Origin of the sequence: Chryseobacterium lactis, from assembly GCF_003815875.1 — a bacterium.
Lineage (GTDB): Bacteria > Bacteroidota > Bacteroidia > Flavobacteriales > Weeksellaceae > Chryseobacterium > Chryseobacterium lactis.
This window is the reverse complement of record NZ_CP033924.1, coordinates 2,456,663-2,477,355: the sequence shown is the minus strand read 5'-3', so window position 1 is coordinate 2,477,355 and position 20,693 is coordinate 2,456,663. Positions and strand designations below refer to the sequence as shown.

Here is a 20,693-nt window from a genome sequence, read left to right as displayed (position 1 = left end):
AATTCCCAAAATTATCCTTTAATTAGTTATGATAACTTTTTCTTGAATGTTTGATTTATCTACCGCTTCTTTTAACATATAACCGGCAAGATCTGCCCGTGAAATCTTACCAACTTTCATTTTCTGTGAAAGATCAGTTGAAATACGGTAATGTCCTTTAGCGTTACCATTACTCAATATACCCGGTTGAATAATCTCCCAATTGAGATCACTATTTACGAATATATTCTCCATCAAATTTTTATCACGATACTGGTCTTTTAAAAAAAATTTAATGACCGTTCTGATAAAAAAGCTGGCGAAGCTGTAACTTTCTCCGACTCCAAAACCGGAAATGATAAGAATTGGATTTGCATAGTTAATCTCATTTGCTGCATGAACCACGGCAGTTGCCATCTCCGAAAACATGGTAATATTTTTCTTTTTTTTAGAGCCAACAGTGATCAGGACAGCATCCGTACCTTCCAAAAGTGATATAACATCTTTAATGTTTGTTGCACTTCCCTTAATATGACGCAGATGTTCACTGTCCTTGTAATTCGGCTCTGTTCTGGAAAGTGCCTTCACGTAATATCCTTTTTTTAAAGCTTGTTGTAATGTTTCAAAGCCGACTCCGGCAGAAGCACCTATAATTGCTAAATTCATCACAGTTAATTTTTAAAATATAACTCTAAAGCTTGTTCGGAACCTGCTATCAGACCCTCTGTTCCCCAAATCCATGTTTTCCCTTCCATAGAAAGTACAGAATAACCTGCTTCTTTCAATATAAGAATACCGGCAAGCCAGTTGTTCGTATCCAGATCGGTCTGCACAAAAAGATCTATCCTCCCGGCTGCGACATAAGCCAGTTGTAATCCGTGTGGTCCGTAATTTCTGATCACACCAAATTTTTCAAGTAAATCTATATATGAACTTGAGGCTTTTTCCTTCCATAAGTGGTCATTCTTAAGCTGATGTCCATATTCATTTACAGCAATCATAATGTCAGCAGACTTTTTTACATTTGGCGTCAACCCTTTGCCGTTTAATTTAACCCCTTTATTTTTCTCAGCATGAAATAGCTCATCGGATGTGGGATCATAGATAATAGAAAATACCGGTTCACCGTTTTGTATCAATGCAAGGTTAATAGTCCATCCTGCAATATGCTGAAGGTATTGTATAGCGCCGTCCATGGTGTCACATAACCAATATGCTTCATCATTAAAAGGGGTACGCTGTGCAATAGAACTGAGTTCATCGTCCTCTGCCCAGGGTATCTCGGGATACAAATGGAATATTGGATCTTTAAGTGCTGAAAAGCATCGATCCTCGATATTTTGTAAAGCTTTATCAAATTCAGCTTTGGAGGATGGTATTATGCTTTGTCTAAATTCTCCGGCAAAACTTTTCCCTACCCTTTTCACGATGTCTATAATTTCCTGACTGTTGTTAATTAATTGCATGATATTTTTTATACAAATTTACCAGTGGCACAGTCACAAAAACAGAACGAATAACGGTTATAATAGTTCTAATCGCGGAATTTTTTCCTAAACTCCGCCGGGGTCAGTTGAGTTAACTTTTTAAAGAGCTTTCCAAAATATATTGGGTCCTCATAACCAATCTGAAAAGCAATTTCCTTGATTTCTAAATCAGTAAAATAAAGTAGTCTTTTGGCTTCCATTATATTAAATTGCTGGATATGTTCCGATACGGACTTACCTGAAACTTTCTTAACAGAATCGTTTAAATGGGATGTTGTAATGGAGAGCATTTCGGCATACTGAAAGGGGTTTTTATTATGGACATAATGCTTTTTCAAAAAATCCCTAAATTTCCTTTCAATGGTGACTGCTCTTTTTTCACCAGAAAATGGTAGCATTTGCTCTGAAGATTGGCTATGAGAATCAATCAGCAGACAAAAAACACTATTGATCAGAAGAAAAAGAGACCGCGATATATAAATACTATTTTTCATATTTTGCATATGATAAGCTGTATGTAAAATAGTTTCAATCGTCTTAAAGGAGGCGAGGTTATTTGCATCCGGTTTTAAAATCCTGTGGTCCATTCTGTCAAAAAACACCTGATATTCTTCGTCTAAAAATGCAGATTCCATACCTATGGCCCAGGCTTCTGCATTTTTCATCTGTATTGTCCTGTGAACCTCATTCGGTTCAATACATAAAATAAAAGGTGCGCTCAGTTTTACATCTTTAAAATCTATTTGAAAATGGAAAGTTCCCTGAGAAGCAAAAAGAAACTGATAATGGTCATCACGATGAAATTTTGAAATGTCATGATTACGGACAGGAGTTCCCGATATCGGTTGAATACGGATATTATATCCGGCAGGAGCATCTAATTTATATTCTTTGATTGACAACATCTCTTTTTTTTAATCAAATATATAAAATCCACCTATTTAATATTTCCAATGCTTTTTAGGATCATTAAGAAAAAAGAGACTGTAATCAGCACAATATGGTTAAAAAGAAGCCCGGAACCATAAAACGTTCCAGGCTTCACTAACCAAATCACATCATGAACTATTTGTATTTACCTTTCTTATTTTGTTCAAATTCGAATGAGGTTGAACCGGCGGCGTCCAACAATATATAGGCATTGAAAGCCTTCTTGTTCCTACCCATCATTTTCTTAATTAGCGGTGTCCTACGTTTGGTAAGAAGAGCCTCAATTTCCTTATAGCTTAGCTGCACATCGCAGATTTTCCGAAATAAAATCCAGCCACAGTCGTCATTTGTACATTTAACAACTTTTTCACGTAGAAGCACCTTACTTTTACATTTAGGACAGCTTAAATCCGTGTCATCCCCCAACGCTCTTCTCACACTTAGTAATTCGTTGGTTATTTCATTCACCGCCAGCTCAACTTCCGCATGAAAAAGTTCTGCATCAATCTCCCCATTTTCAATTTTTTCAAACGCAATCTCCCACTGCGCCGTCATTGCTGCATCAGCAATTTTCTTATCCCCTACAATTTCGTAAACAAGCATGCCTTTATCTGTTGGAATAATACTCTTTTTATCCCTCTTGATATAGCCTCTGTCAAAAAGGGTTTCGATGATAGCGCCACGGGTGGCTGGCGTTCCGATACCGATAGTTTTCAGGATTTTTCGTTGCTCCTCGTTTTCAATTGTATTGCCTACATTTTCCATTGTTGCAAGTAGGTCTGCCTCTGTATAAAGCATTGGGGGTTTTGTTTTCTTCTCAAGGAGCTTTAAGGCTTCAATGTTAAGCTGCATTCCGACCCGTAGATCAGGGAAATCAGTAACAAGGACATCTTCCTCCTGCTCAAAATTTCCATTGATCACCTTCCAGCCAGCTGATATAATCTTAATGGCTTTCAATTTAAAATCATAATGCAGGACAGAGATTTTAATATCCGTGGTTTCCCTGTGGCATGCGGGCGAAACGGATTCAAGAAGGCGCTTTGCAATCATATCATACAATGCATCTTCACTTGCCTCTAGTCTGGTTGGTATATTTTCAGTGATCAGAATTCCATGGTGGTCAGTAACCTTCAGATCGTTCACAATATGCTTATTATAGCGTTCCCATTTGATATTACCCGCAGAATCTTTGCAGGATGGCCGTGAACCTAGCGCGAGGATCAGTGATGGTATTTCCGACCAGACATCTTCTGGAATATATTTAGATCCCGTTCTGGGGTACGTTATAAATTTCTTCTCGTAAAGTTTCTGCGCAACTTCTAGTGTCCGTTCTGCCGAATAACCCAGCTTTTTATTCGCCTCTTTCTGCAAGCCAGTAAGGTCAAAAAGTAGAGGGGCCTGGATCGTGCCCGTTTTTGTTTCTACCTGTTTAATCTCTGCAACGCCGCAGCGTTCAAGGTTTCTCATGATAGATTCGCTCTTGGATCTATCCTCCCACTTATCTTCCGACTGGCTTCTAAAACTTGTGCCTTCTTTTATCAAGCTCAGTTCCAACTGAAAATAATTCTTCACCTCAAAGGATTTATGGGCAAGAAAACGCTTACAGATCAGGGCAAGGGTCGGCGTCTGAACTCTTCCGAGCGAAAATAGACCATCACCCATAGCTACTGTCAAAGCCTGTGTCGCATTGATTCCAACCAGCCAGTCCGATTGAGAACGCTCACGACCGGCCTCAAAAAGACCGTTAAAATCACTTCCCTGCTTTAGGTTTTGAAATCCTTGGATAATTGCTTTTTCAGTAAGGCTGCTGATCCATAAGCGCTCAAAAGTTTTGTTGCAGCCAAGGTGTTGATATATGTATCGAAAAATCACTTCACCTTCCCTTCCTGCGTCCGTCGCGACAATGATACTTTCACATTTCTCAAATACCGATCCTATTACTTCAAGCTGCTTTCTTGAACTTTCATCGTAAACATATCCACTGCCCGATTTCACTTTTCTTCCTATCAGCTTAAATTCCTTAGGAATTATAGGGAGGGACTCTTTATTGAATCCCTGTATCCCATAATCTTCCGGCATAGCTAATCCAACCAGATGTCCGTATGCCCAGGTTACCATAAATCCCCCGCCCTCACAGTATCCTTCCCTCTTTTCTGTAGCTCCAACAATTCGTGCAAGTTCGTAGGCCACTGAGGGTTTTTCCGCAATAATTGCTTTCATTGGATCTGATTTTAATGCAGTTTGGGTTTTCTGGTATTTTCCTTCTTAGCAGCCGTATTTTCGATAGTGTTTTTAGGTGTACTATCTTGCTTGTTTGATTGGCCTTTCCCCTCTTTCTCCATTTCAGACTGTTTTTGAGTTTTATCCTGCTGTGGATTATCAAAATCGAATTCTAACTTACCGGTTTCCTTATTTTGCCAGACATATCCATTGTAAAGCTTAGTACCTTCTTTATTGACAATTCCTTGCATAAAAATGACTTCACCACTTTCCAAAAGTTTCTTGTCCTTATCTTCAATCACCTTTCCTCTGAACTCATTAGGAATGCCATTTAGCTCCTGCTGTTGTCTCTCACTCTGCCCCACGAATACCAATTTTTTGGCATCCGCGTTATATTGAAGCTGCTGGTTAAAAACCTCGCCTGTTTTTGTATTGACCATACCTTCAACAAGAACTGGTCTTCCTTCAAGTAGTTCGGCTTTCTGTTCGGGGCTCAACTTAACACCGCCAAACTTTTCGCTGATCTTGATACGCTCAACAGGAAACGACACAACCTCATTGGTCAGTTTATCAATGCTGATGAGCGATTTTACTTTTGTGCCGTCAGAATAGTTTGTGAGTTCTGCAACCCTTCCCATGTTTCCGGTCTTTTTTAAATTATCTCTGTCTTCTGCTGTAAAAGCATGCCCGTAAAACTGGTTTTTAAGATCCGGCTCGACACGGACACCATGTGTCATAACCTCTACCTGATCCGTACCTTTTAAATTTCTAAAGGACAGCCTTGCATCTGCTTTCATAACTATACCGTCAAAATTGCCCTCAATCCTGTAAACTCCGTCAGATTTATATCCCTTTAACAGTTTATCCAGCTGTCCGTTCTTTTCAAGAAGCGCACGGCTCAGGTTAAATTTTTCAAGTGTTGCCCAGTCTATATTGTCTACATTGTATTTGTAAACTGATTTGGCTTCATTTAAAGACGCTGCGCCTTCTGATGTTTGATTTGTTTCCATATTTTTTTGATTTAATTTGTTGTCATACTTAATCTCAAGGGCATCAAGAAGTTTATTGCCTTCCGGTGTCGGATTGTCTATCGCTTTCTGTAATTTTTTAGCAACCTCATTCAGGTCGATTTCCGGAGCGCTAAAAAATCGGAATGATATGGGGTCATTGAGCCTGCGCCAGAAGTTGGAAAAGAAGTTGCTCAAAGCATCTCCTTTATCAACACGCATAAAGTCCAGTAAATTTGTTTTCTTGGGCTCAGCAGTCTGTAGATTTCCCTCATCATCTACCCCTTTTACTGCTTCAATACGGTTTTTCTTTTTGTCAAGCACCAAAAGGATATCAGATAGTGCTTCGGGGACTTGCTGCCCGTTTTCTTTAGAAATAGTTTGTTCGCTCATAATAAAAAGTTTTTTACGTAGATCGAATCTATTGTTTAGTGCAAGCGCAATCCCCCTGCTGCCCCATAATGTCCTACCTAGGCGTATATTTTCCTCCGTGATAACTATCGCGGATAAATTGGTGAACGTCAGAACTTTTATAAAATACTTTGCCGCTCACGGTAAAGTATTTGATTTTGCCAATTGTACGGTAGCGCTGCAGACAACGATAGGTTATCTTTAACATCTGCAGCACATCCTGGTTATCCAGGAGTTCTTCGCCGTCAATACTCAGTCTTTTCTTTTCCCGGTTTTCAAGATCACCGGAAAGGATATCGAATCGCTTCATGATTCGCTCCATCCAATTCAAAAATTCTACTCTGTCGATATTCATAGCTTCTGCTGTTTGGTTTACAGAGCCAAAATTGACCTAGTTTTTCCGGCTATTTCTAACAGGAGATCTGCCCATATGATAGTCATATTGCTTTTTTTTTCTTTTTTTATTTTAGATTGGAATGAGAATTAAACCGGATGAGAACTATTATAAATACGTTAGAATTTACTGATAGAACAGCTCTCAGCAACTTTTTGAAATCACGTAGTAATTGAATGAAGTATTTTGTACAATTTGGTTTTTTCAGTGATCAATTTTCCATCACCATAGGTATGATATGACTAAGTATGGGTAAAAAAAAAGAAGGACGATCCACCAGATCATCCTTCCTTAAAAAAAAATTTACCCAATTATAAGTCGTTGTCCATATATTGTTCAAGTGAATGCTTTAAAAAATTTAAGTATCGGGCTCTCTGCCCGGCCCTGAATTTCATCTGATAAAATGCATGATGGATATCACCGAGGCTTACCTCGAAAATATCTTCAAACATTTGGCTGATCTTTCGTATTCCAGCCCGGCCGTTTGATACACTTCTTGAAATGTGGAGTGCATAGATAAGCTCTATAAGCGCATTTTTCGAATCAGTCCATGAAAATTCCGCATCTTCATTTATATCAAAACTATCGTTATCACTCGGCTCAATGCGGTTAAATTTTCCACTAAGATAGGAATGGTACAGATCGTATGCCTTAATCTGTGCTACCTTATAGTCATAGTACGTCGAAAATTCGCGGTCAACTTCAAAAAAGAAACTATCAACTCCATCGAAGTAGTTAATATTTCCAAGCCTATAATAATACTCGTCCTTGTCCGAACGACCGGTCCGATAATAGCTATAGAAATCTGTGCAAGAAATATTTTTCTTATAATCTTTATTGAGCTGCTTGATATGCTCGTTATAATATGGTTCGATCAGTTCGTTATTCGTCGGGCTGTATGCCTCAATCTTCACGACTTTATTGTAAAATATCAGTCGTCCTAAAATTTCCGGCTTCACCCGTTTAAAAAAGATAATCTCATCGATTATACTCTCAAACCCTCTTTGATTGATCTGTACTTTTAATTCGCTTAAAGTCCTATCAAGAAAGGAGACCATGTGATAAGCTTCATCAATAGCGTTCTTCTTACTCCTTGACACATTCAACTCCTCTTTCTCGATAGATAATAAAATGTTTTTATATGCCTGTTTCATATGATTTTGTTTAAAGTGATTTGTGCCCCACACTTTAAAATATCTCACATCTTGTTGAGATAAAACAAAATTAAATATACACTATAATTTATTTCCTACTTACACTTTATAAGGATGTTTAATTATTTGAAGCTAAGCAATTAATATCCGCTCGGATCTAGTAAAAATCTGAGTTTATCAACAAGTTTAATTATTGCCGTATCGGAATTTTTGGTATTACATAAAAAAATATTAATACTATAAGGAAATTAGATTCTTTCCTTTACAAACAAAAGCACTAAACAACAATACCTTTCTGATCAATGTACTTCTTTTCATACAAACTCTTTTTGCCATATGGCTTTAGAATAGCAAATTAAGTACTATTTATTGTCAACATATTTGATAAAAGGCAAAAAAAACATGTTTAATTGAATTTTTTAGCGTATATTCCAGTTATCATTACTAACTCTACATTTGATATTAGCTACAGTACACATGAAAAATATGGTAAGTGAAATGGAGGAAAATCTAGCGAAAGAAAGTTTGCTGCGCTTTCTCAGTAATATCCATTTCATGTCACAGGAACTGTGTGTTGGCCTATCCTTAGATACTTATTTGCTAAAAGTAAATAAGAAGCATATCCTGCTCGATATTGGAGAAATCCAAAAATCACTATTTTTCATTGTGAAAGGAGCAGTAAGATCTTACTACCTCGACAGTTTTGGAAAAGATACAACCTCCTGGCTACTTTTTGAAGGTGATCTATCCATTTCAGTATATAGTTTTTTTAGTCAGAAGCCTTCTTTTGAGGTTCTGGAAACCTTAGAAGATACAAGCGTACTTGTTCTTAGTTATGATAAACTCATGCAGCTCTATAAGCAGTTTCCGGAATTCAATTATATAGGAAGAATCCTAACTGAATCCTATTATATAAAAGCCGAAGAAAAGGCAAATGAATTACGTGTATTTAGCGCAACAGAACGTTATCAGCATTTAATTGAAAAATACCCCAATATTGTCGCTCGTATTCCGTTAGGACTGATCTCATCATACCTCGGGATAACGCAATCAACGTTAAGCAGGATTCGTGCAAAAAAAGAAAATTAACATTTTTTCGGCATCATCATTCCCAGATACATCGAGAGGGTGTTCAGCAGATATTGATCGAGTGCGAGCAGATATTTTTTTCAAATTTTCAAATATTTATTAATCCAATCTTTTCTTAAAATAAATCTTCAAATTAGTAAATAAAGGGTGAGCAAATAAATTATAACTTGTACAATCAATAAAACTTATTTGTTAATTCACCAAGACCAAAATTATAAACTAATAAATTAAAAAGATGAAAAAAAGACGGAAAAGGCCACCTCCTGCAATGTGCATTTTAGATGCTGCTAAGAAGATGATAAACAGTTTTGCCCCACTACACTGTTGTTCAGACCGCTAACATTTCTAAATGAAATAATTTATAAACATCTAAAATTCCTTGGATAAATCTTTTAAAATATTATCCACAAATTTGACGATAAAACAAATGGCAGTTGGAAGACCATTATTTACTCATTTGCGCTAATAAATTTGAGTTGAACGGGATATAAAATAGCCAATATAAATATTAAAGAAAAAGGTGGATATTCTAAAAGTATCCACCTTTGATATCTAGTGGGCCGAACAGTCATAAAACTGAAATAGGAAACGTTCGGAAAAGAAGAGAACAATAGAGAATTGACTAAATCCACTTAACCTTTGCAACTTAAATTGGAGTGGAAAGTAAACCAACTCCAATCTAAAAAAATGTATACCAAACAGGAATCATATGTGTCCTAAATAAATTTTAGGATTGGATTTCTGTGGTACAAGCATAGCTTTTTTCATCATTTCGATATTGACCCCTATTTTTCAATCTGCGAAGATCTTTAGCTGTCCCTTTTTTCCTTTTATAGGCGGCCTGAGAAAGGGATCATCTATCCATTGCCAGATGTTTATTTTCACGAAGATATTCATTCTGATGAATGCGACCAGATTGGACAGGTTCCAGTCATATTTGGCCTTTTTTTGTAAGTATTTTAACAGTAATATGCCAATGAGTGAAGTCCAGATCTGGATCATCACTGCATTTTCAGAAGTCCCTATGAATGTCGATACTTTTAAGCGCTGCTTTAGATGCTTGAAGAAGACTTCGATATGCCAGCGTTGTTTATAGATGTTTGCCACCAAAGAAGCCTTCCACTTCGTATTATTGGTCAAAAAGTGGTACTCATTGCCAGTGGTGCTGTCCCAAAAGTGGACTAGGCGTAGCGGCTTGCCGTTGTATTTATTGCAGGCAGCACCGGATAGCTCAATGAGCTCATCCTTAAGGATCCCCTTTTCCATGAGTGCTTCACTCTGATAGGACTTGATAACCTTGTACTTCATATTAACTTTACTCCTGGTAACGAAGTAACACCCCCTGCTGTCCAAATCCCCAAGCCAGCTGTAATCCACGTAGCCACGGTCCACTACCACCACGCTTCCCTTGGAAAAACTGTAACTACCGGCTCGCTGGCTCTCATGTACTTTTCCATCGGTAATCTGCATAAAAACAGGTAGGCAGCCATCATAATCCAAGACAGTGTGCAGCTTTACGGCACCTTTGGTGCTACGAAACTTTGCCCAGTCAAATACAGATAGACATAAGGGGATGATGCTTGCATCCATCAGATATACTTTACGCTTTAGCTGACCAAGATCTTTGCGAAAATGGGTGTCCTTTTGCCAAAGCCTATCCAAAACAGAATAGTAAAGATCTTTGAAAAGTTCATGGGTACGGTGTGTGTTGATATAGGATATATTAGACTTACTTGGAGCTCTTACTACACCTAAGTGGTTCAGATTACCAGTGGTACTGCGTAGACCGTTACTAATATCACGAACCGAATCTGCCGAGGAAAAATGACAGAAAAGCATACTGACTAGATGCGTCCAGCTGTTGATCCCTTTCTGATGTTTGTCACTTTTGTGCTTTGAAACCAAATCTTTGAATAATTCGCGGTCGATAAGAGATAAAATCTGACTAAAGACATTTAAATTTATCATGGCGGTGTGTTATAATTTTGCAATTTAAATATAGCAACTTTGCTATATCCAAACACCGCCACTTTTTAAACGTTTAGGACGCAAGTGAACAGGAATCAAACTCTTTTTAATATTTGTTAAATACTTGTTTTTCAACAATATATATTTGCAAAATTTTCAATATCGGCATAATATGAGTTTGGATAGCGTCCTGTCAAGTTTCCCCCTACAGACCTCGAGCTTTTTTACCTAGTTTTAAACAAATAAATTTCAGTAAAGTGTAGGTGAAATCTATTTAAAATTATTTGTCAAAGAGTTCGAAGATAATCCTTTCGAAGTCTGCAACGGACATATTAGGAAAAAATAAGTATCTAATAGAAAGCTACCCCCTAAATGCGATTTTCATATCCAATTTTAAGCTATAAAAATTATAGATATGGAAATGGTATCGAAACAAGATCTTGAAATACTCAGAATAAGTATAACTTCGGATATAGAACAATTATTGGAATCCAAGCTATGTCAATCAAATGATGAATTTGATTGGTTGCGAAGCAAAGCCATTCGTAAAATGATGGACATCTCCCCTGCGACCTTGCAAAATTTAAGAATCACAGGCAAAATTCGGTATAAGAAGGTCATGGGTTCTTATTACTACAACAGGAAAGATATACAAAAACTATTTGAAGATGAAAATTAATACTTCAAAACAAGGACTGATGTATCTTGATTACGTTTGTAGCGATTCACGTCTTACTGTTTGGCATATTAGCTTGTTGCTTGCAATTACTCGTTTGGCGTACCGGCAAAATGAGGACAAAATTATTCGAGTAAGCAGAAGCAAGCTAATGTCAATGTCTCACATAAATACAACCCCGACGTATCATAAATATTTTAAAGAACTACAAGATTATGGATACATAAAATATACTCCATCTTATCATCCTGGCTATCGTAGCACAGTAGAATTAATTAAAATATTTTAAAATGCTTCTTTATAAGCGTTAGATGGTAAATGATGCTTTAATATTCCGAAAATATGCTAGTAAGGATTTATATCTGATAGAAAAGAGACCGCCTGTGCTCCTTCTTCTATAAGCGCAGCCTTCATTTTACTTATTGAAGCTATACTCACTCCATTATCAACCAGAAATGCGACCTTTCGTGTCTTGATCGTACCTTGACCAGCTTTTATGCTCATGCTTAATTCTGGAGAACGTTCAACTTCTGGCCGTTGGGGCTTCGTAGGATAGTTTGGATGGTTTTGACGTGTAAATTTTAATGTTAGCTCATCCAGTTCCGCAGAAGGAATAAGCCCTAAGTTAAACCCAACATTTTCTGCTAATTTGTGATCTATCTGATTAAGTATAGCCAATTCCCGTTTTCGTATATTAACTTTCATATTTACTGTTTTTAAAGTGAATTAACCCCACACAGTCGCTTTACTTTAAAATATATCCCACGCTATTGAGATAAAACAAAATTAAATATAAGGTATAATTTATTTCTTTAGTATTTAATTTTGCAGCAAATTTATAAACGCAGTAACGTGACCAGTATTCGTTGGGAACTGTTCAAAATCTGAAGGTCTACGCATTTTAAATCGTGATAACTCTTCCGCTAGAATTTCAAAAAGTAATAAAGAAGACCATGAGAAAGGTTTTACTTTAATACTATATCCTACAATAATAAAAAAATATGGCGATTGTGTGATTGATGGCAGTTTAGCCATCTCTTGTCAAAATTGAAAAATAAAAAAAGCCTTCACATTATAATTTCGCGAAGGCTGTTTATTTAATTCTAACTGATAATTTCAATCAACATTGCACTTAATAAGTCCGATCAAACGCTTTCTCTTCCTATAATTTTCTCGCGATGCTTTTTCCCCCACTCATACATTACCGTAATCATTTCATTGAGCGAAAGGCTGTAAGGTGTAAGTTGATATTCTACTGTAATTGGTTTTGTAGCAAGAACCGTCCTAGAGACCAGTCCATTAATTTCAAGTTCTTTAAGCTCTTTAGATAAAATTCTCGGTGAAATTCCAGCCTCAATCGCCAGCTCACCGAAATTTAATTTACCGCCTCTTAAGATAGAAATCAAAACCAACTTCCATTTACCTCCAACGATATCTAAAGTGTCGTGAAGTGTTAGCCACGCCCTCCTACATTCATCAGTAGTTGCTGGAGTAAGGCAACGATCCTTTTTAATCATTTTATAAATTTTAACATTATCCTTTTTGTAACCAATAGCAAAGATATAGCATCACTACAATAAATTTGTCTTGCTAAATAAGTTTAACAATTAAATATGAACGAATATGGATTTAAACAAAAAAATTGATGTAGTCAAAGATTTATTTCAAAAGCACCTGGCCAAATTTACTGATCCAGAAATGACTAAAGAAAGTTATGCTGAATTATTCACAGTGGATGCTATTCAGGAATATCCTTATGCACCTAAGCCATATGCTAAAGAAGTTATAGGAAGGGAGGCAATTACGGAATACATTTCAAATGTCACTCCAACTGCAAAGAACTGGAATTTTAAAAATCTACGATTTTCTGCCACTGACGATCCAGAAGTATTTTATGTGGAATTTGAGGGAAGCGCTTCGGTAATTGCTACCGGAAAACAATACAATCAAGTCTATATCGGTCGGATTACTTTAAAAGAAAACAAAATATCGGCATATTGCGAGTATTGGAATCCAGCATGGATTTTGGATGCCTTTGTGTAGTCAAAATTGATGGATTTGCAGTAAACATCAATATGGATACAACCAGAAGCTATAGAAGCTTCCAGAGAATATAACTTATCGATTTGAAAATTAAAAATCCATTCTTTCGTGTGAGCTTAATAAGAATGGATTTTTAAATGCAGTTATTTGTATTGCGTGAAATTTCAATTCAAATATGAGATATTAATTTTGATTAGACAGATTTATCAACAATATAGTTCAATTCAGTAACACCACAATTAAACTGTCGCGTGTTAAGCAGTTTCAACTTTATTCTCTCATCGATATCGACAAACAATCGGGTACCCTGCCCCAGAACAATGGGATTTACAAAAAGCCAATAGCCATCAACTAAGTTTAGCTTCATAAGTGAATGCGTTGCTGAAGGGCTACCAAATATCAAAATGTCTTCCCCCGGTTGTTGCTTTATTTCGTTAATTCTCTCGACAAGGTTGTCACTAATAATTTCAGTGTTGTCCAGGCTCTCCCGGTCAATTGTTTTTGACAGAACAACCTTATGAACTTTTTCATACCACTTTGCATGATCAACATCCAGTTTACTTGCTGATGGCTGACTACCCGCCGTTGGCCAGTAGTCTTCCATCATCTGATAAGTTACCCGTCCATAAAGCGCAGTGTCACTTTCGCCTATGCGTTTACTTACATGACTAAAAATTTCTTCACCGACCATAGCCCAGTCAAGTTCACCATTTACTCCTGCTACAAATCCGTCAAGCGAAATGTGCATAAATGAAATTATCTTTCTCATATGATTACAATTGGTATTTGTTTATTTATCAATTATGGTTCGTTAGTTGTTTGTTCAGCTTATTAAACATCTCGATCCAGCCTTTATAAGCACCTGTTTTCCTAGCTTCTTCTTCTGACACAGTTTCGTGAATGGTCGCTTCGGTTTTATCACCAATGGATTTAAATGTAACTGTAGTCAGAACCTCCCCCGGCCAACCCTTTCCTGCCTGATCTAGCATATCTCCTTTTTCATTAGAAAGCTGTATTGTAAAAACAAGCTTTTCTGAAGGAACTATTTCCAAATAAGTACCAATAACCCACGCAGCACCATGTGTGGGATGTTGAATGCAATAATGAAACTGCCCTCCTTCTTTTACCTCGATGAACTTAAAATTGATTGTACATCCATCTGGTGCATACCAATGCTTAAGCTTTTCAGGATCGGTCCATGTTTCAAAAACCACGTCAATAGCAGCATCAAATAAATGCGTAATCAGCAGTTCTCTGTCTTGTAATTTCATATTTTTGTTGTTTTAGTTTCTACTAAAAATTTATCTAATTTCTCAAGGCGTTGATTCCAAAATTTACGTGACTCATTAACCCAGTCAACCACTTCATCCAGTTGTTCCAGTCGGACTTCACAAATCTGCTCTCTACCTTTTTGAGTAAGCGTAATCATTTTGCATTGCTGTAAAACCTTGAGATGCTTGGCGATCCCCTGTCTACTTATTCCAGAATCTTCTACAATTTGGCCAATATTTAATGCTCTACCCGAAAGCTTTTGAATAATCATTCTTCTGGTGGGATCCGCAATCGCCTGAAAAATATCTCTACGTTCTATCATTATACAACCATTTGGTTGTCAAAAATAATAAAACCATTTGGTTGTACAATTCAATTTCCAATATTTTTTGAATTGTTATACCGAGTGTACCAACTTACCTATACATCACGTCATGGTCAGAAGATGAAGTTTTAAGAAAATATAGGCATCCTTCGGCACGATATCCAATATTGCCCTGTCGCATCAGGAATATTGATCTATTCAAAAATCATAATATGGAAATGATATCAAAACAAGATCTTGAGTTATTCAGAATTAGAATAATTTCGGATATCGGGCAATTACTAGAAGTAAGTCGGAGTTCATCAAAAAATGAATTTGACTGGTTGCGAAGCAAGGCTATTCGGAAAATGATGGACATATCCCCTGCAACCTTACAGAACTTACGAATTACCGGAAAAATTCGCTTTAAAAAAATCAGGGGTTCTTATTACTACAATAAAACCGATTTACAAAAATTGTTTGAAGATGAAAACTGATGTTGCTAAAAGAGGTTTGATCTACCTCGATAACGTTTGCCAAGATCCCCGTCTCACTGTTTGGCATATTAGCTTACTTCTTGCAATAGCTCGTTTAGCCTATCGTCAAAATGAGAACAAAATCATACGGGTCAGCAGAAGTATTTTAATGAGAATGGCACATATCAATACGGCCCCGACTTATCATAAATATTTTAAGGAATTGCAGAATTATGGCTATATAAAATATACGCCGTCTTATCATCCGGGCTATCGAAGTACTATAGAACTATTGAAACTGCATTAATCCGAGGATGATTAACTTTCTTTTTCTCTTTTCAAAAAAGTGATTAAGAGCTACAAATTCACCACCAAAAGTCAATGCAAATACGTTTACGATTAAAGATGTGAAGAATTTATTTTATTATATTTGTTGGCATTCTATATAGATATAGATAATGGAAAATACAAAATTCAGCACAATTTTAAGCCAGCTTTTCAACATTAGAGACTTTAATACAGAGGTACAACAAAAGGTAAAGTTTAAAAGGCATTCTCTTATATTGTTCATCATCGCATTTCTATTCCTATTTCTGTTCAAACCGTTTACTGTAAATGAAACAGAGCTCAAATATCCTTTTTTATTTGTATGCTTTTTTCATTCTTTATCTCCTGCTTTAATTACCTTTGTCTATTTCAATACTAACATAAGTTTTTACAAAACAAAAACTGATAAAAGTACATTTTTTAAGTTTAGGTGGGGACTGTCGGTCTTGTTATTACTTTTTCTTTATGGGACAGCCAGTTTTTTGATGCGTGATCTATTATATAAGAATGAAAGCAATTGGTCTCTGCATTATTATCTTGAAGAACTACGAAATACTTATCTAGCAGGCGGTTTAATTTTTTCGTATTTCATTTTTGCCGATTTTTATTTCAGGAATAAGAGAAAAAGACGGCACGATCTGGAACAATATCCTCCCATTCAGTCGCAAATTGCTTCCGCGAAACAAGTGATTTCTATTAGAACTGAAGTAAAGGCTGATAATTTTAATTTCGAGCCGGTGCAATTAATCTTTGCAAAAGCTGATGGCAATTATACAGAAATTACTTTCAGGACGTCAGACGGAATAAAAAAAGAACTCAAAAGGATTACATTAAGACAATTCGAACTCCAAATTACGGAGTATAAATTCCTATTTAGGTGCCATCGCACCTATTTATTAAATATCAGTTATATAAATAGTATTTCCGGCAACTCCCAGAATTGCCTTGTTACGTTTACAGGAACAACAGAAAAGGTGCCTGTTTCGAGAGCAAAAATAAAAATGTTCCATGACCTTTACCAGCAAAATAAAAACATCAATTGAACATGTTCTAGCAAACCTTAACCCTCATCACAAAAAGTAGCCATTCGTCACAAATACCATGTTAGATACTTATTCCTAATGTATGTTTGCATCATTAATAAATATTACATAGTATGAAAAATAACAGCCGTACAGTCTGGATAGATTACCTCCGCGGATTTATTACCTTACTGGTGGTGGCCCACCACTCCTCTTTAGCATATACAACATTTGCCTCCTTTGATAAAGCAGCCTACAGTAATTCTACTCATCCAATTGTAGATCGTTACCGATGGGTCGGTCTCGACATATTTGAAGATTTTAATGATATCTTTTTTATGTCATTAATGTTCTTAATAAGTGGAATTTTTGTAATAAAAGGCCTTAATAGAGGAACTAAACTCTATCTCAAAGAACGCTTTTACAGATTGTTCATCCCTTTTTTAATAGGTGTTTGCATCTTGATGGTTATAGCACATTATCCCGCATTTCTATTGGCGTATGGGAAGGGCGATTTAAAAGATTATCTAGTCGATTTTTTTACAATTGAATCCTGGCCCGTGGGACCACCCTGGTTCATTTGGGTTTTGTTTGCTTTCAATATTATCATAACCATATTGTATCCATATTTAAAACACAGTATAACAACTTTATCATTAAAGATTAACAATCTTAAAAACAGCCCATTAAAAGTATTACTTGTATTTTACTCTCTAACGTGGATACTATATCTACCGATGATGCTCAGTTTCGGATCAGGAACCTGGAAAGGAATAGGACCTTTTGATTTTCAGGTAAGTCGTATATTACTATACTTTGGCTATTTTTCCTTAGGTGTTATAATAGGTGGCATCAAGATAGAAGAAGGTCTATTTGGGGATACTTCAGAATTATTTCGTAAGCCCATTCTTTGGATATTAGGTTGTATTTCAGTCTACGCTATAGTAAAAGTTATAGAACTACCACTGGAAACTATGATTTCGAGAAATATACTTACAATTTTTCAGGCAACTCTGCTCTATCGTTCCGTCTGGACCTTTTCTTGCAGTTTAAGTTGTTTAGCATTTTTAGTTCTTTTTAAAAGACTTTTTAACCACCCTACCGATTGGTGGCAATCGCTTTCTTCAAATGCTTATGGCATCTACCTTATTCACTATATTTTTGTACTATGGTGTCAATATGAATTATTGGATGCAAATATCCCTGCATTTGGCAAATTTATGATTACATTCTGTATATCATTCTCGGTGAGCTGGTACATCACTTTCTTATTTAGGAAATTAAAATTTGTTCAGCGATATCTTTAGAAGATTCTGAATTACTGTAATGAATTAGGGCACCTACATACAGTGTTACAACACTATAAAAAATACAAAGATTCTTCTGAGTCTTTGTATTTTTTATTTGATTATCATAAATATTTTAATCACCTACAAAATTTCAGTTACATAAAATATGTAGCCTCCTGTCAACGCGGCTATCGTAGTACCATTGAATTTTTATAATCACACTAATTGGCTGTTTAAAAAACTTTAATGTTTTACCTGATTAATTGAAGCCTCTTTTGTAATAGATTTTTTTAATGAAAATAAAATATAGCAGCCCCTTAAATTAGGTTTATTGCCAAAATCATGGCAGCAAATTTCAAAATCGCTGAAAAGGTAGTTTTACATTAATTTAAAAAATGTAGTTCGAGTATGCGTAGATATTGGAACCTGAATTTTTTAATATAGTTTAATTTAGTTACTTTTTAATTTCTTTGTTAGATAGTAGATTGCTACCAAGCAGTAAGGTCGATATTTCCCTTCTGTTTTGCTTTGCCATACTTGAAGTTCCTGATTAAGAAACCTTACAAATGATGGTTTATCATTTTTTGTTCGTTTACTTTCTGCTCTTATTCTCTCTTGAACTACATAATAAACTTCCTTGCGGGCATCTTTTAAAGATTGCATATTCAAATTGAGAACAGTATTTATTTGCCTATCTACAGCTTCATCGTCAGATATTGAACTCATTTCTCCTTCTGAATTAAATTTGAACAATGTTTCACAGCTTGGATTGGTATTGAGAGGATTAATTGTTAAAGTCTCACTAGATTTTTGAGTATCACAAGTTTGAAGTTTTTTTGGATGTCCTTCGTTTCCTGTACAAGCACCTAATAAATTTCTATAATCTAACTGCAGGTCTTGAAAATGTTCTTGACATTTGTAATGTTCAACTTTCATATAAGGAGAGGAATTTTCTGGAATTCTTCTCATACAATAACAACAAATATGTCCTTGTTCTGATAGAAGATTCTCCTTAAGTTCTTCTTTGGTCGCATTAGGTATATTATCAAAAGCAGCGAACTGTTGGGCTCTATGTTGAAGCAATGAATTTGGTTCTTTAAGTTTAGTTATCTGTTTCATCGGCTTCTTCTTCTAAGTAATCAATTTGTATTTTAGCTCTAACCAATGCGGGATCATCATCTCCCAAAAGTTCAACAAGACTGTTATACTGTTTTTTTGATTCTTCGATTTCTTCATCTTCGATCATATTGAACAAAGAACTTAATAACTTAGATACTTTTTTATTTCTTCTTTCCACACCCATCATTTCATACAAAATTGTACTGATATCTTTGCCATAATATTTCGGTGTAACTTTTATTATCTCTCCATCTTCCATTATTTGTACATCACTATTTTCAGGGTCAGCATTACTCAATAGTTGCGGCGAATGTGTTGTGATAAGGAATTGACTGTTATTGTATGCATTATTCTCGGTCAATTCATTTATATTTTCTATGAATTTTCTTTGCCAAGAAGGATGTAAATAAGTATCAGGCTCATCAAATAAAAACAAAGTATTCTCATTATTGACAAGTTCTATTAATCCTCGTATAATAATTGATTGTTGTTCGCCTTCACTTAGGGTACCGAAGGTGCTTACGCTATCATTATCATCCTTATGGAAAAATGAGAATTTCACTTCAGGTTGAAATCCATCTATTAAAAGTGTATTTAGAACCTTAAACAATGTTCTTTCTTCTACAAAATATTCTCTAATTTGAAACAGCTTTTCTTGTCCAAGAATAGTAATAATAAGATTATCATTTTGCCAACCTTCAATTACGACATTTCCCTTTGATTCACCTTGTAAATCTTCGTCCTTAATTTCTAAAGGAGAACCTAAACCGGATAATAAATCCAAAAATGTCTTCACTTCTCCTTTTGCTCCCCACCATTCATTAATTTTACTTTTACCCCAATTTGGTTTTGTAAGGTTAATTTGAATGCTTTGTATCCCGGTAATTTTCATTCTATCAAAAAGAAACTTTGGAATATCTCCATATTCATAAGACAGAAGCGTAATTAGTATTAAATTAAACAAAGGAGGTTCAAAATAAAAAAACGGGCGGTGTATTGCTGTATTTCCTTTTCGATAATTAACAGATAGCTTTTCATCGTGAGGAAGACATATCTTTTTCATTATATCTGCCAAACCACTATAATAGATGACGATGTTGCTTGGCAATATTTTTTCAAGAGAACCGTATTTTTTTTCAATCGAATTATTGTCTTCCAGTACTTGTGCACCACTAAATACTTTGTATTTCAGTTCTTGTCCTGCTTTTTGAGCACTTATCTGAACTTTTATGTATTCTGTCTTAAACTCTGCAGAAGTAGTTGTTTGTGCAAGAATTTCTTCTAAACGTATTTCATACTCGATGGAAAAACCGAACTTGGATTTTTCATCAAGATAACTATCACTGAAAATTTGAGCAATAACCTCTAAAATACTAGACTTTCCAGAACCATTGATGCCAATGAGAATAGAAACATCTTTCTTGAAATTAATAGTAAAGTCTTTGAGTAATTTATAATTGCTAATATATAAAGATCTTATTTGCATATTTTTGAATTATGTTGTCGTTCATTATTGCGCTTTATCA

The 20,693-nt window shown here is 35.6% G+C and carries 22 protein-coding genes; 7 read left to right on the top strand and 15 right to left on the bottom strand.

From position 1 onward, the window contains the following. Positions 1 to 18 precede the first annotated feature (18 nt). From EG342_RS10975 to EG342_RS10945, 7 genes are all read right to left on the bottom strand, one after another. Complete coding sequence (locus EG342_RS10975; RefSeq protein ID WP_103290948.1) at positions 19 to 645, bottom strand: NAD(P)-dependent oxidoreductase; 627 nt, start codon at positions 643 to 645, stop codon at positions 19 to 21. A gap of 5 nt (positions 646 to 650) precedes the next feature. Continuing rightward, the gene (locus EG342_RS10970) at positions 651 to 1,445 is read right to left on the bottom strand and encodes an inositol monophosphatase family protein (protein WP_103290951.1); all 795 of its coding nucleotides are present in this window, start codon (positions 1,443 to 1,445) and stop codon (positions 651 to 653) included. Between the two features lie 68 nt (positions 1,446 to 1,513). Next, positions 1,514 to 2,371, bottom strand: coding sequence for an AraC family transcriptional regulator (locus EG342_RS10965; protein ID WP_103290954.1), 858 nt, complete (start codon positions 2,369 to 2,371; stop codon positions 1,514 to 1,516). A gap of 160 nt (positions 2,372 to 2,531) precedes the next feature. Continuing rightward, complete coding sequence (locus tag EG342_RS10960; RefSeq protein ID WP_103290956.1) at positions 2,532 to 4,616, bottom strand: type IA DNA topoisomerase; 2,085 nt, start codon at positions 4,614 to 4,616, stop codon at positions 2,532 to 2,534. Positions 4,617 to 4,627: 11 nt separating this feature from the next. After that, positions 4,628 to 6,016, bottom strand: coding sequence for a DUF3945 domain-containing protein (locus tag EG342_RS10955; protein WP_103290959.1), 1,389 nt, complete (start codon positions 6,014 to 6,016; stop codon positions 4,628 to 4,630). 73 nt (positions 6,017 to 6,089) lie between these two features. Continuing rightward, positions 6,090 to 6,389, bottom strand: a complete 300-nt coding sequence (locus EG342_RS10950; RefSeq protein ID WP_103290962.1) for a helix-turn-helix domain-containing protein — start codon at positions 6,387 to 6,389, stop codon at positions 6,090 to 6,092. A gap of 350 nt (positions 6,390 to 6,739) precedes the next feature. Further along, the gene (locus EG342_RS10945; RefSeq protein ID WP_103290963.1) at positions 6,740 to 7,582 is read right to left on the bottom strand and encodes an RteC domain-containing protein; all 843 of its coding nucleotides are present in this window, start codon (positions 7,580 to 7,582) and stop codon (positions 6,740 to 6,742) included. A 477-nt stretch (positions 7,583 to 8,059) separates the two neighbouring features. Here EG342_RS10945 and EG342_RS10940 point away from each other — a divergent pair, with 477 nt between their 5' ends. Next, complete coding sequence (locus EG342_RS10940; RefSeq protein WP_103290966.1) at positions 8,060 to 8,671, top strand: Crp/Fnr family transcriptional regulator; 612 nt, start codon at positions 8,060 to 8,062, stop codon at positions 8,669 to 8,671. Positions 8,672 to 9,463: 792 nt separating this feature from the next. Here the strand turns inward: EG342_RS10940 and EG342_RS10935 are convergent. Then, complete coding sequence (locus EG342_RS10935) at positions 9,464 to 10,639, bottom strand: IS4 family transposase (RefSeq protein ID WP_103290968.1); 1,176 nt, start codon at positions 10,637 to 10,639, stop codon at positions 9,464 to 9,466. A 415-nt stretch (positions 10,640 to 11,054) separates the two neighbouring features. Between EG342_RS10935 and EG342_RS10930 the strand changes: the two genes are divergently transcribed. Beyond that, positions 11,055 to 11,318 (top strand): helix-turn-helix domain-containing protein, encoded by a 264-nt coding sequence (locus EG342_RS10930; protein WP_103290971.1) that lies wholly within the window; start codon positions 11,055 to 11,057, stop codon positions 11,316 to 11,318. 342 nt (positions 11,319 to 11,660) lie between these two features. Here the strand turns inward: EG342_RS10930 and EG342_RS10920 are convergent, their stop codons facing one another. Then, positions 11,661 to 12,020: a hypothetical protein gene (locus tag EG342_RS10920; protein ID WP_103290976.1), complete on the bottom strand. Its 360-nt coding sequence runs from the start codon at positions 12,018 to 12,020 to the stop codon at positions 11,661 to 11,663. Between the two features lie 440 nt (positions 12,021 to 12,460). Further along, the gene (locus EG342_RS10915; RefSeq protein WP_103290981.1) at positions 12,461 to 12,832 is read right to left on the bottom strand and encodes a winged helix-turn-helix transcriptional regulator; all 372 of its coding nucleotides are present in this window, start codon (positions 12,830 to 12,832) and stop codon (positions 12,461 to 12,463) included. 106 nt (positions 12,833 to 12,938) lie between these two features. Here EG342_RS10915 and EG342_RS10910 point away from each other — a divergent pair, with 106 nt between their 5' ends. Continuing rightward, positions 12,939 to 13,358 carry a nuclear transport factor 2 family protein gene (locus EG342_RS10910; protein ID WP_103290983.1) on the top strand — a complete coding sequence of 140 codons (420 nt, stop codon included), beginning with the start codon at positions 12,939 to 12,941 and terminating at the stop codon, positions 13,356 to 13,358. Positions 13,359 to 13,551: 193 nt separating this feature from the next. On the opposite strand, the gene EG342_RS10905 is transcribed toward EG342_RS10910, so the two are convergent. From EG342_RS10905 to EG342_RS10895, 3 genes are read right to left on the bottom strand one after another with little or no spacing between them, the layout of a single operon-like run. After that, the gene (locus EG342_RS10905) at positions 13,552 to 14,127 is read right to left on the bottom strand and encodes a dihydrofolate reductase family protein (protein WP_103290986.1); all 576 of its coding nucleotides are present in this window, start codon (positions 14,125 to 14,127) and stop codon (positions 13,552 to 13,554) included. 28 nt (positions 14,128 to 14,155) lie between these two features. After that, positions 14,156 to 14,629 (bottom strand): SRPBCC family protein, encoded by a 474-nt coding sequence (locus EG342_RS10900; RefSeq protein ID WP_103290989.1) that lies wholly within the window; start codon positions 14,627 to 14,629, stop codon positions 14,156 to 14,158. After that, positions 14,626 to 14,952, bottom strand: a complete 327-nt coding sequence (locus EG342_RS10895; RefSeq protein WP_103290991.1) for an ArsR/SmtB family transcription factor — start codon at positions 14,950 to 14,952, stop codon at positions 14,626 to 14,628. The genes EG342_RS10900 and EG342_RS10895 overlap by 4 nt, the downstream gene beginning before the upstream one ends. Before the next feature lie 215 nt (positions 14,953 to 15,167). Here EG342_RS10895 and EG342_RS10890 point away from each other — a divergent pair, with 215 nt between their 5' ends. The 4 genes from EG342_RS10890 to EG342_RS10875 all read left to right on the top strand — a co-directional run bounded on the left by EG342_RS10890 (position 15,168) and on the right by EG342_RS10875 (position 18,066). Continuing rightward, positions 15,168 to 15,431 carry a helix-turn-helix domain-containing protein gene (locus EG342_RS10890; RefSeq protein WP_103290994.1) on the top strand — a complete coding sequence of 88 codons (264 nt, stop codon included), beginning with the start codon at positions 15,168 to 15,170 and terminating at the stop codon, positions 15,429 to 15,431. Continuing rightward, positions 15,421 to 15,717, top strand: coding sequence for a hypothetical protein (locus EG342_RS10885; RefSeq protein ID WP_103290997.1), 297 nt, complete (start codon positions 15,421 to 15,423; stop codon positions 15,715 to 15,717). Before EG342_RS10890 ends, EG342_RS10885 begins: the two co-directional genes overlap by 11 nt. A 505-nt stretch (positions 15,718 to 16,222) precedes the next feature. Further along, complete coding sequence (locus EG342_RS25150) at positions 16,223 to 16,780, top strand: LytTR family DNA-binding domain-containing protein (RefSeq protein ID WP_164465171.1); 558 nt, start codon at positions 16,223 to 16,225, stop codon at positions 16,778 to 16,780. A gap of 113 nt (positions 16,781 to 16,893) precedes the next feature. Next, positions 16,894 to 18,066: an acyltransferase family protein gene (locus EG342_RS10875; protein WP_103291002.1), complete on the top strand. Its 1,173-nt coding sequence runs from the start codon at positions 16,894 to 16,896 to the stop codon at positions 18,064 to 18,066. A 432-nt stretch (positions 18,067 to 18,498) separates the two neighbouring features. On the opposite strand, the gene EG342_RS10870 is transcribed toward EG342_RS10875, so the two are convergent. Together EG342_RS10870 and EG342_RS10865 are read right to left on the bottom strand one after the other, a co-directional pair. Then, a complete protein-coding gene (locus EG342_RS10870; RefSeq protein ID WP_103291004.1) occupies positions 18,499 to 19,167 on the bottom strand; it encodes a retron system putative HNH endonuclease in 669 nt (222 codons plus the stop codon). After that, complete coding sequence (locus tag EG342_RS10865) at positions 19,151 to 20,653, bottom strand: AAA family ATPase (RefSeq protein WP_103291006.1); 1,503 nt, start codon at positions 20,651 to 20,653, stop codon at positions 19,151 to 19,153. Before EG342_RS10865 ends, EG342_RS10870 begins: the two co-directional genes overlap by 17 nt. Positions 20,654 to 20,693: the final 40 nt, after the last annotated feature.

What these genes read in the sequence shown, in the direction of transcription:
- EG342_RS10930 (WP_103290971.1), top strand. Translation starts at nt 11,055, where the DNA reads ATGGAAATGGTATCGAAACAAGATCTTGAAATACTCAGAATAAGTATA.
- EG342_RS10975 (WP_103290948.1), bottom strand. Translation starts at nt 645, where the DNA reads ATGAATTTAGCAATTATAGGTGCTTCTGCCGGAGTCGGCTTTGAAACA.
- EG342_RS10970 (WP_103290951.1), bottom strand. Translation starts at nt 1,445, where the DNA reads ATGCAATTAATTAACAACAGTCAGGAAATTATAGACATCGTGAAAAGG.
- EG342_RS10890 (WP_103290994.1), top strand. Translation starts at nt 15,168, where the DNA reads ATGGAAATGATATCAAAACAAGATCTTGAGTTATTCAGAATTAGAATA.
- EG342_RS10950 (WP_103290962.1), bottom strand. Translation starts at nt 6,389, where the DNA reads ATGAATATCGACAGAGTAGAATTTTTGAATTGGATGGAGCGAATCATG.
- EG342_RS10905 (WP_103290986.1), bottom strand. Translation starts at nt 14,127, where the DNA reads ATGAGAAAGATAATTTCATTTATGCACATTTCGCTTGACGGATTTGTA.
- EG342_RS10910 (WP_103290983.1), top strand. Translation starts at nt 12,939, where the DNA reads ATGGATTTAAACAAAAAAATTGATGTAGTCAAAGATTTATTTCAAAAG.
- EG342_RS10885 (WP_103290997.1), top strand. Translation starts at nt 15,421, where the DNA reads ATGAAAACTGATGTTGCTAAAAGAGGTTTGATCTACCTCGATAACGTT.
- EG342_RS10935 (WP_103290968.1), bottom strand. Translation starts at nt 10,639, where the DNA reads ATGATAAATTTAAATGTCTTTAGTCAGATTTTATCTCTTATCGACCGC.
- EG342_RS10960 (WP_103290956.1), bottom strand. Translation starts at nt 4,616, where the DNA reads ATGAAAGCAATTATTGCGGAAAAACCCTCAGTGGCCTACGAACTTGCA.
- EG342_RS10915 (WP_103290981.1), bottom strand. Translation starts at nt 12,832, where the DNA reads ATGATTAAAAAGGATCGTTGCCTTACTCCAGCAACTACTGATGAATGT.
- EG342_RS10940 (WP_103290966.1), top strand. Translation starts at nt 8,060, where the DNA reads ATGAAAAATATGGTAAGTGAAATGGAGGAAAATCTAGCGAAAGAAAGT.
- EG342_RS10965 (WP_103290954.1), bottom strand. Translation starts at nt 2,371, where the DNA reads ATGTTGTCAATCAAAGAATATAAATTAGATGCTCCTGCCGGATATAAT.
- EG342_RS10875 (WP_103291002.1), top strand. Translation starts at nt 16,894, where the DNA reads ATGAAAAATAACAGCCGTACAGTCTGGATAGATTACCTCCGCGGATTT.
- EG342_RS25150 (WP_164465171.1), top strand. Translation starts at nt 16,223, where the DNA reads ATGCGTGATCTATTATATAAGAATGAAAGCAATTGGTCTCTGCATTAT.
- EG342_RS10955 (WP_103290959.1), bottom strand. Translation starts at nt 6,016, where the DNA reads ATGAGCGAACAAACTATTTCTAAAGAAAACGGGCAGCAAGTCCCCGAA.
- EG342_RS10865 (WP_103291006.1), bottom strand. Translation starts at nt 20,653, where the DNA reads ATGCAAATAAGATCTTTATATATTAGCAATTATAAATTACTCAAAGAC.
- EG342_RS10920 (WP_103290976.1), bottom strand. Translation starts at nt 12,020, where the DNA reads ATGAAAGTTAATATACGAAAACGGGAATTGGCTATACTTAATCAGATA.
- EG342_RS10945 (WP_103290963.1), bottom strand. Translation starts at nt 7,582, where the DNA reads ATGAAACAGGCATATAAAAACATTTTATTATCTATCGAGAAAGAGGAG.
- EG342_RS10895 (WP_103290991.1), bottom strand. Translation starts at nt 14,952, where the DNA reads ATGATAGAACGTAGAGATATTTTTCAGGCGATTGCGGATCCCACCAGA.
- EG342_RS10870 (WP_103291004.1), bottom strand. Translation starts at nt 19,167, where the DNA reads ATGAAACAGATAACTAAACTTAAAGAACCAAATTCATTGCTTCAACAT.
- EG342_RS10900 (WP_103290989.1), bottom strand. Translation starts at nt 14,629, where the DNA reads ATGAAATTACAAGACAGAGAACTGCTGATTACGCATTTATTTGATGCT.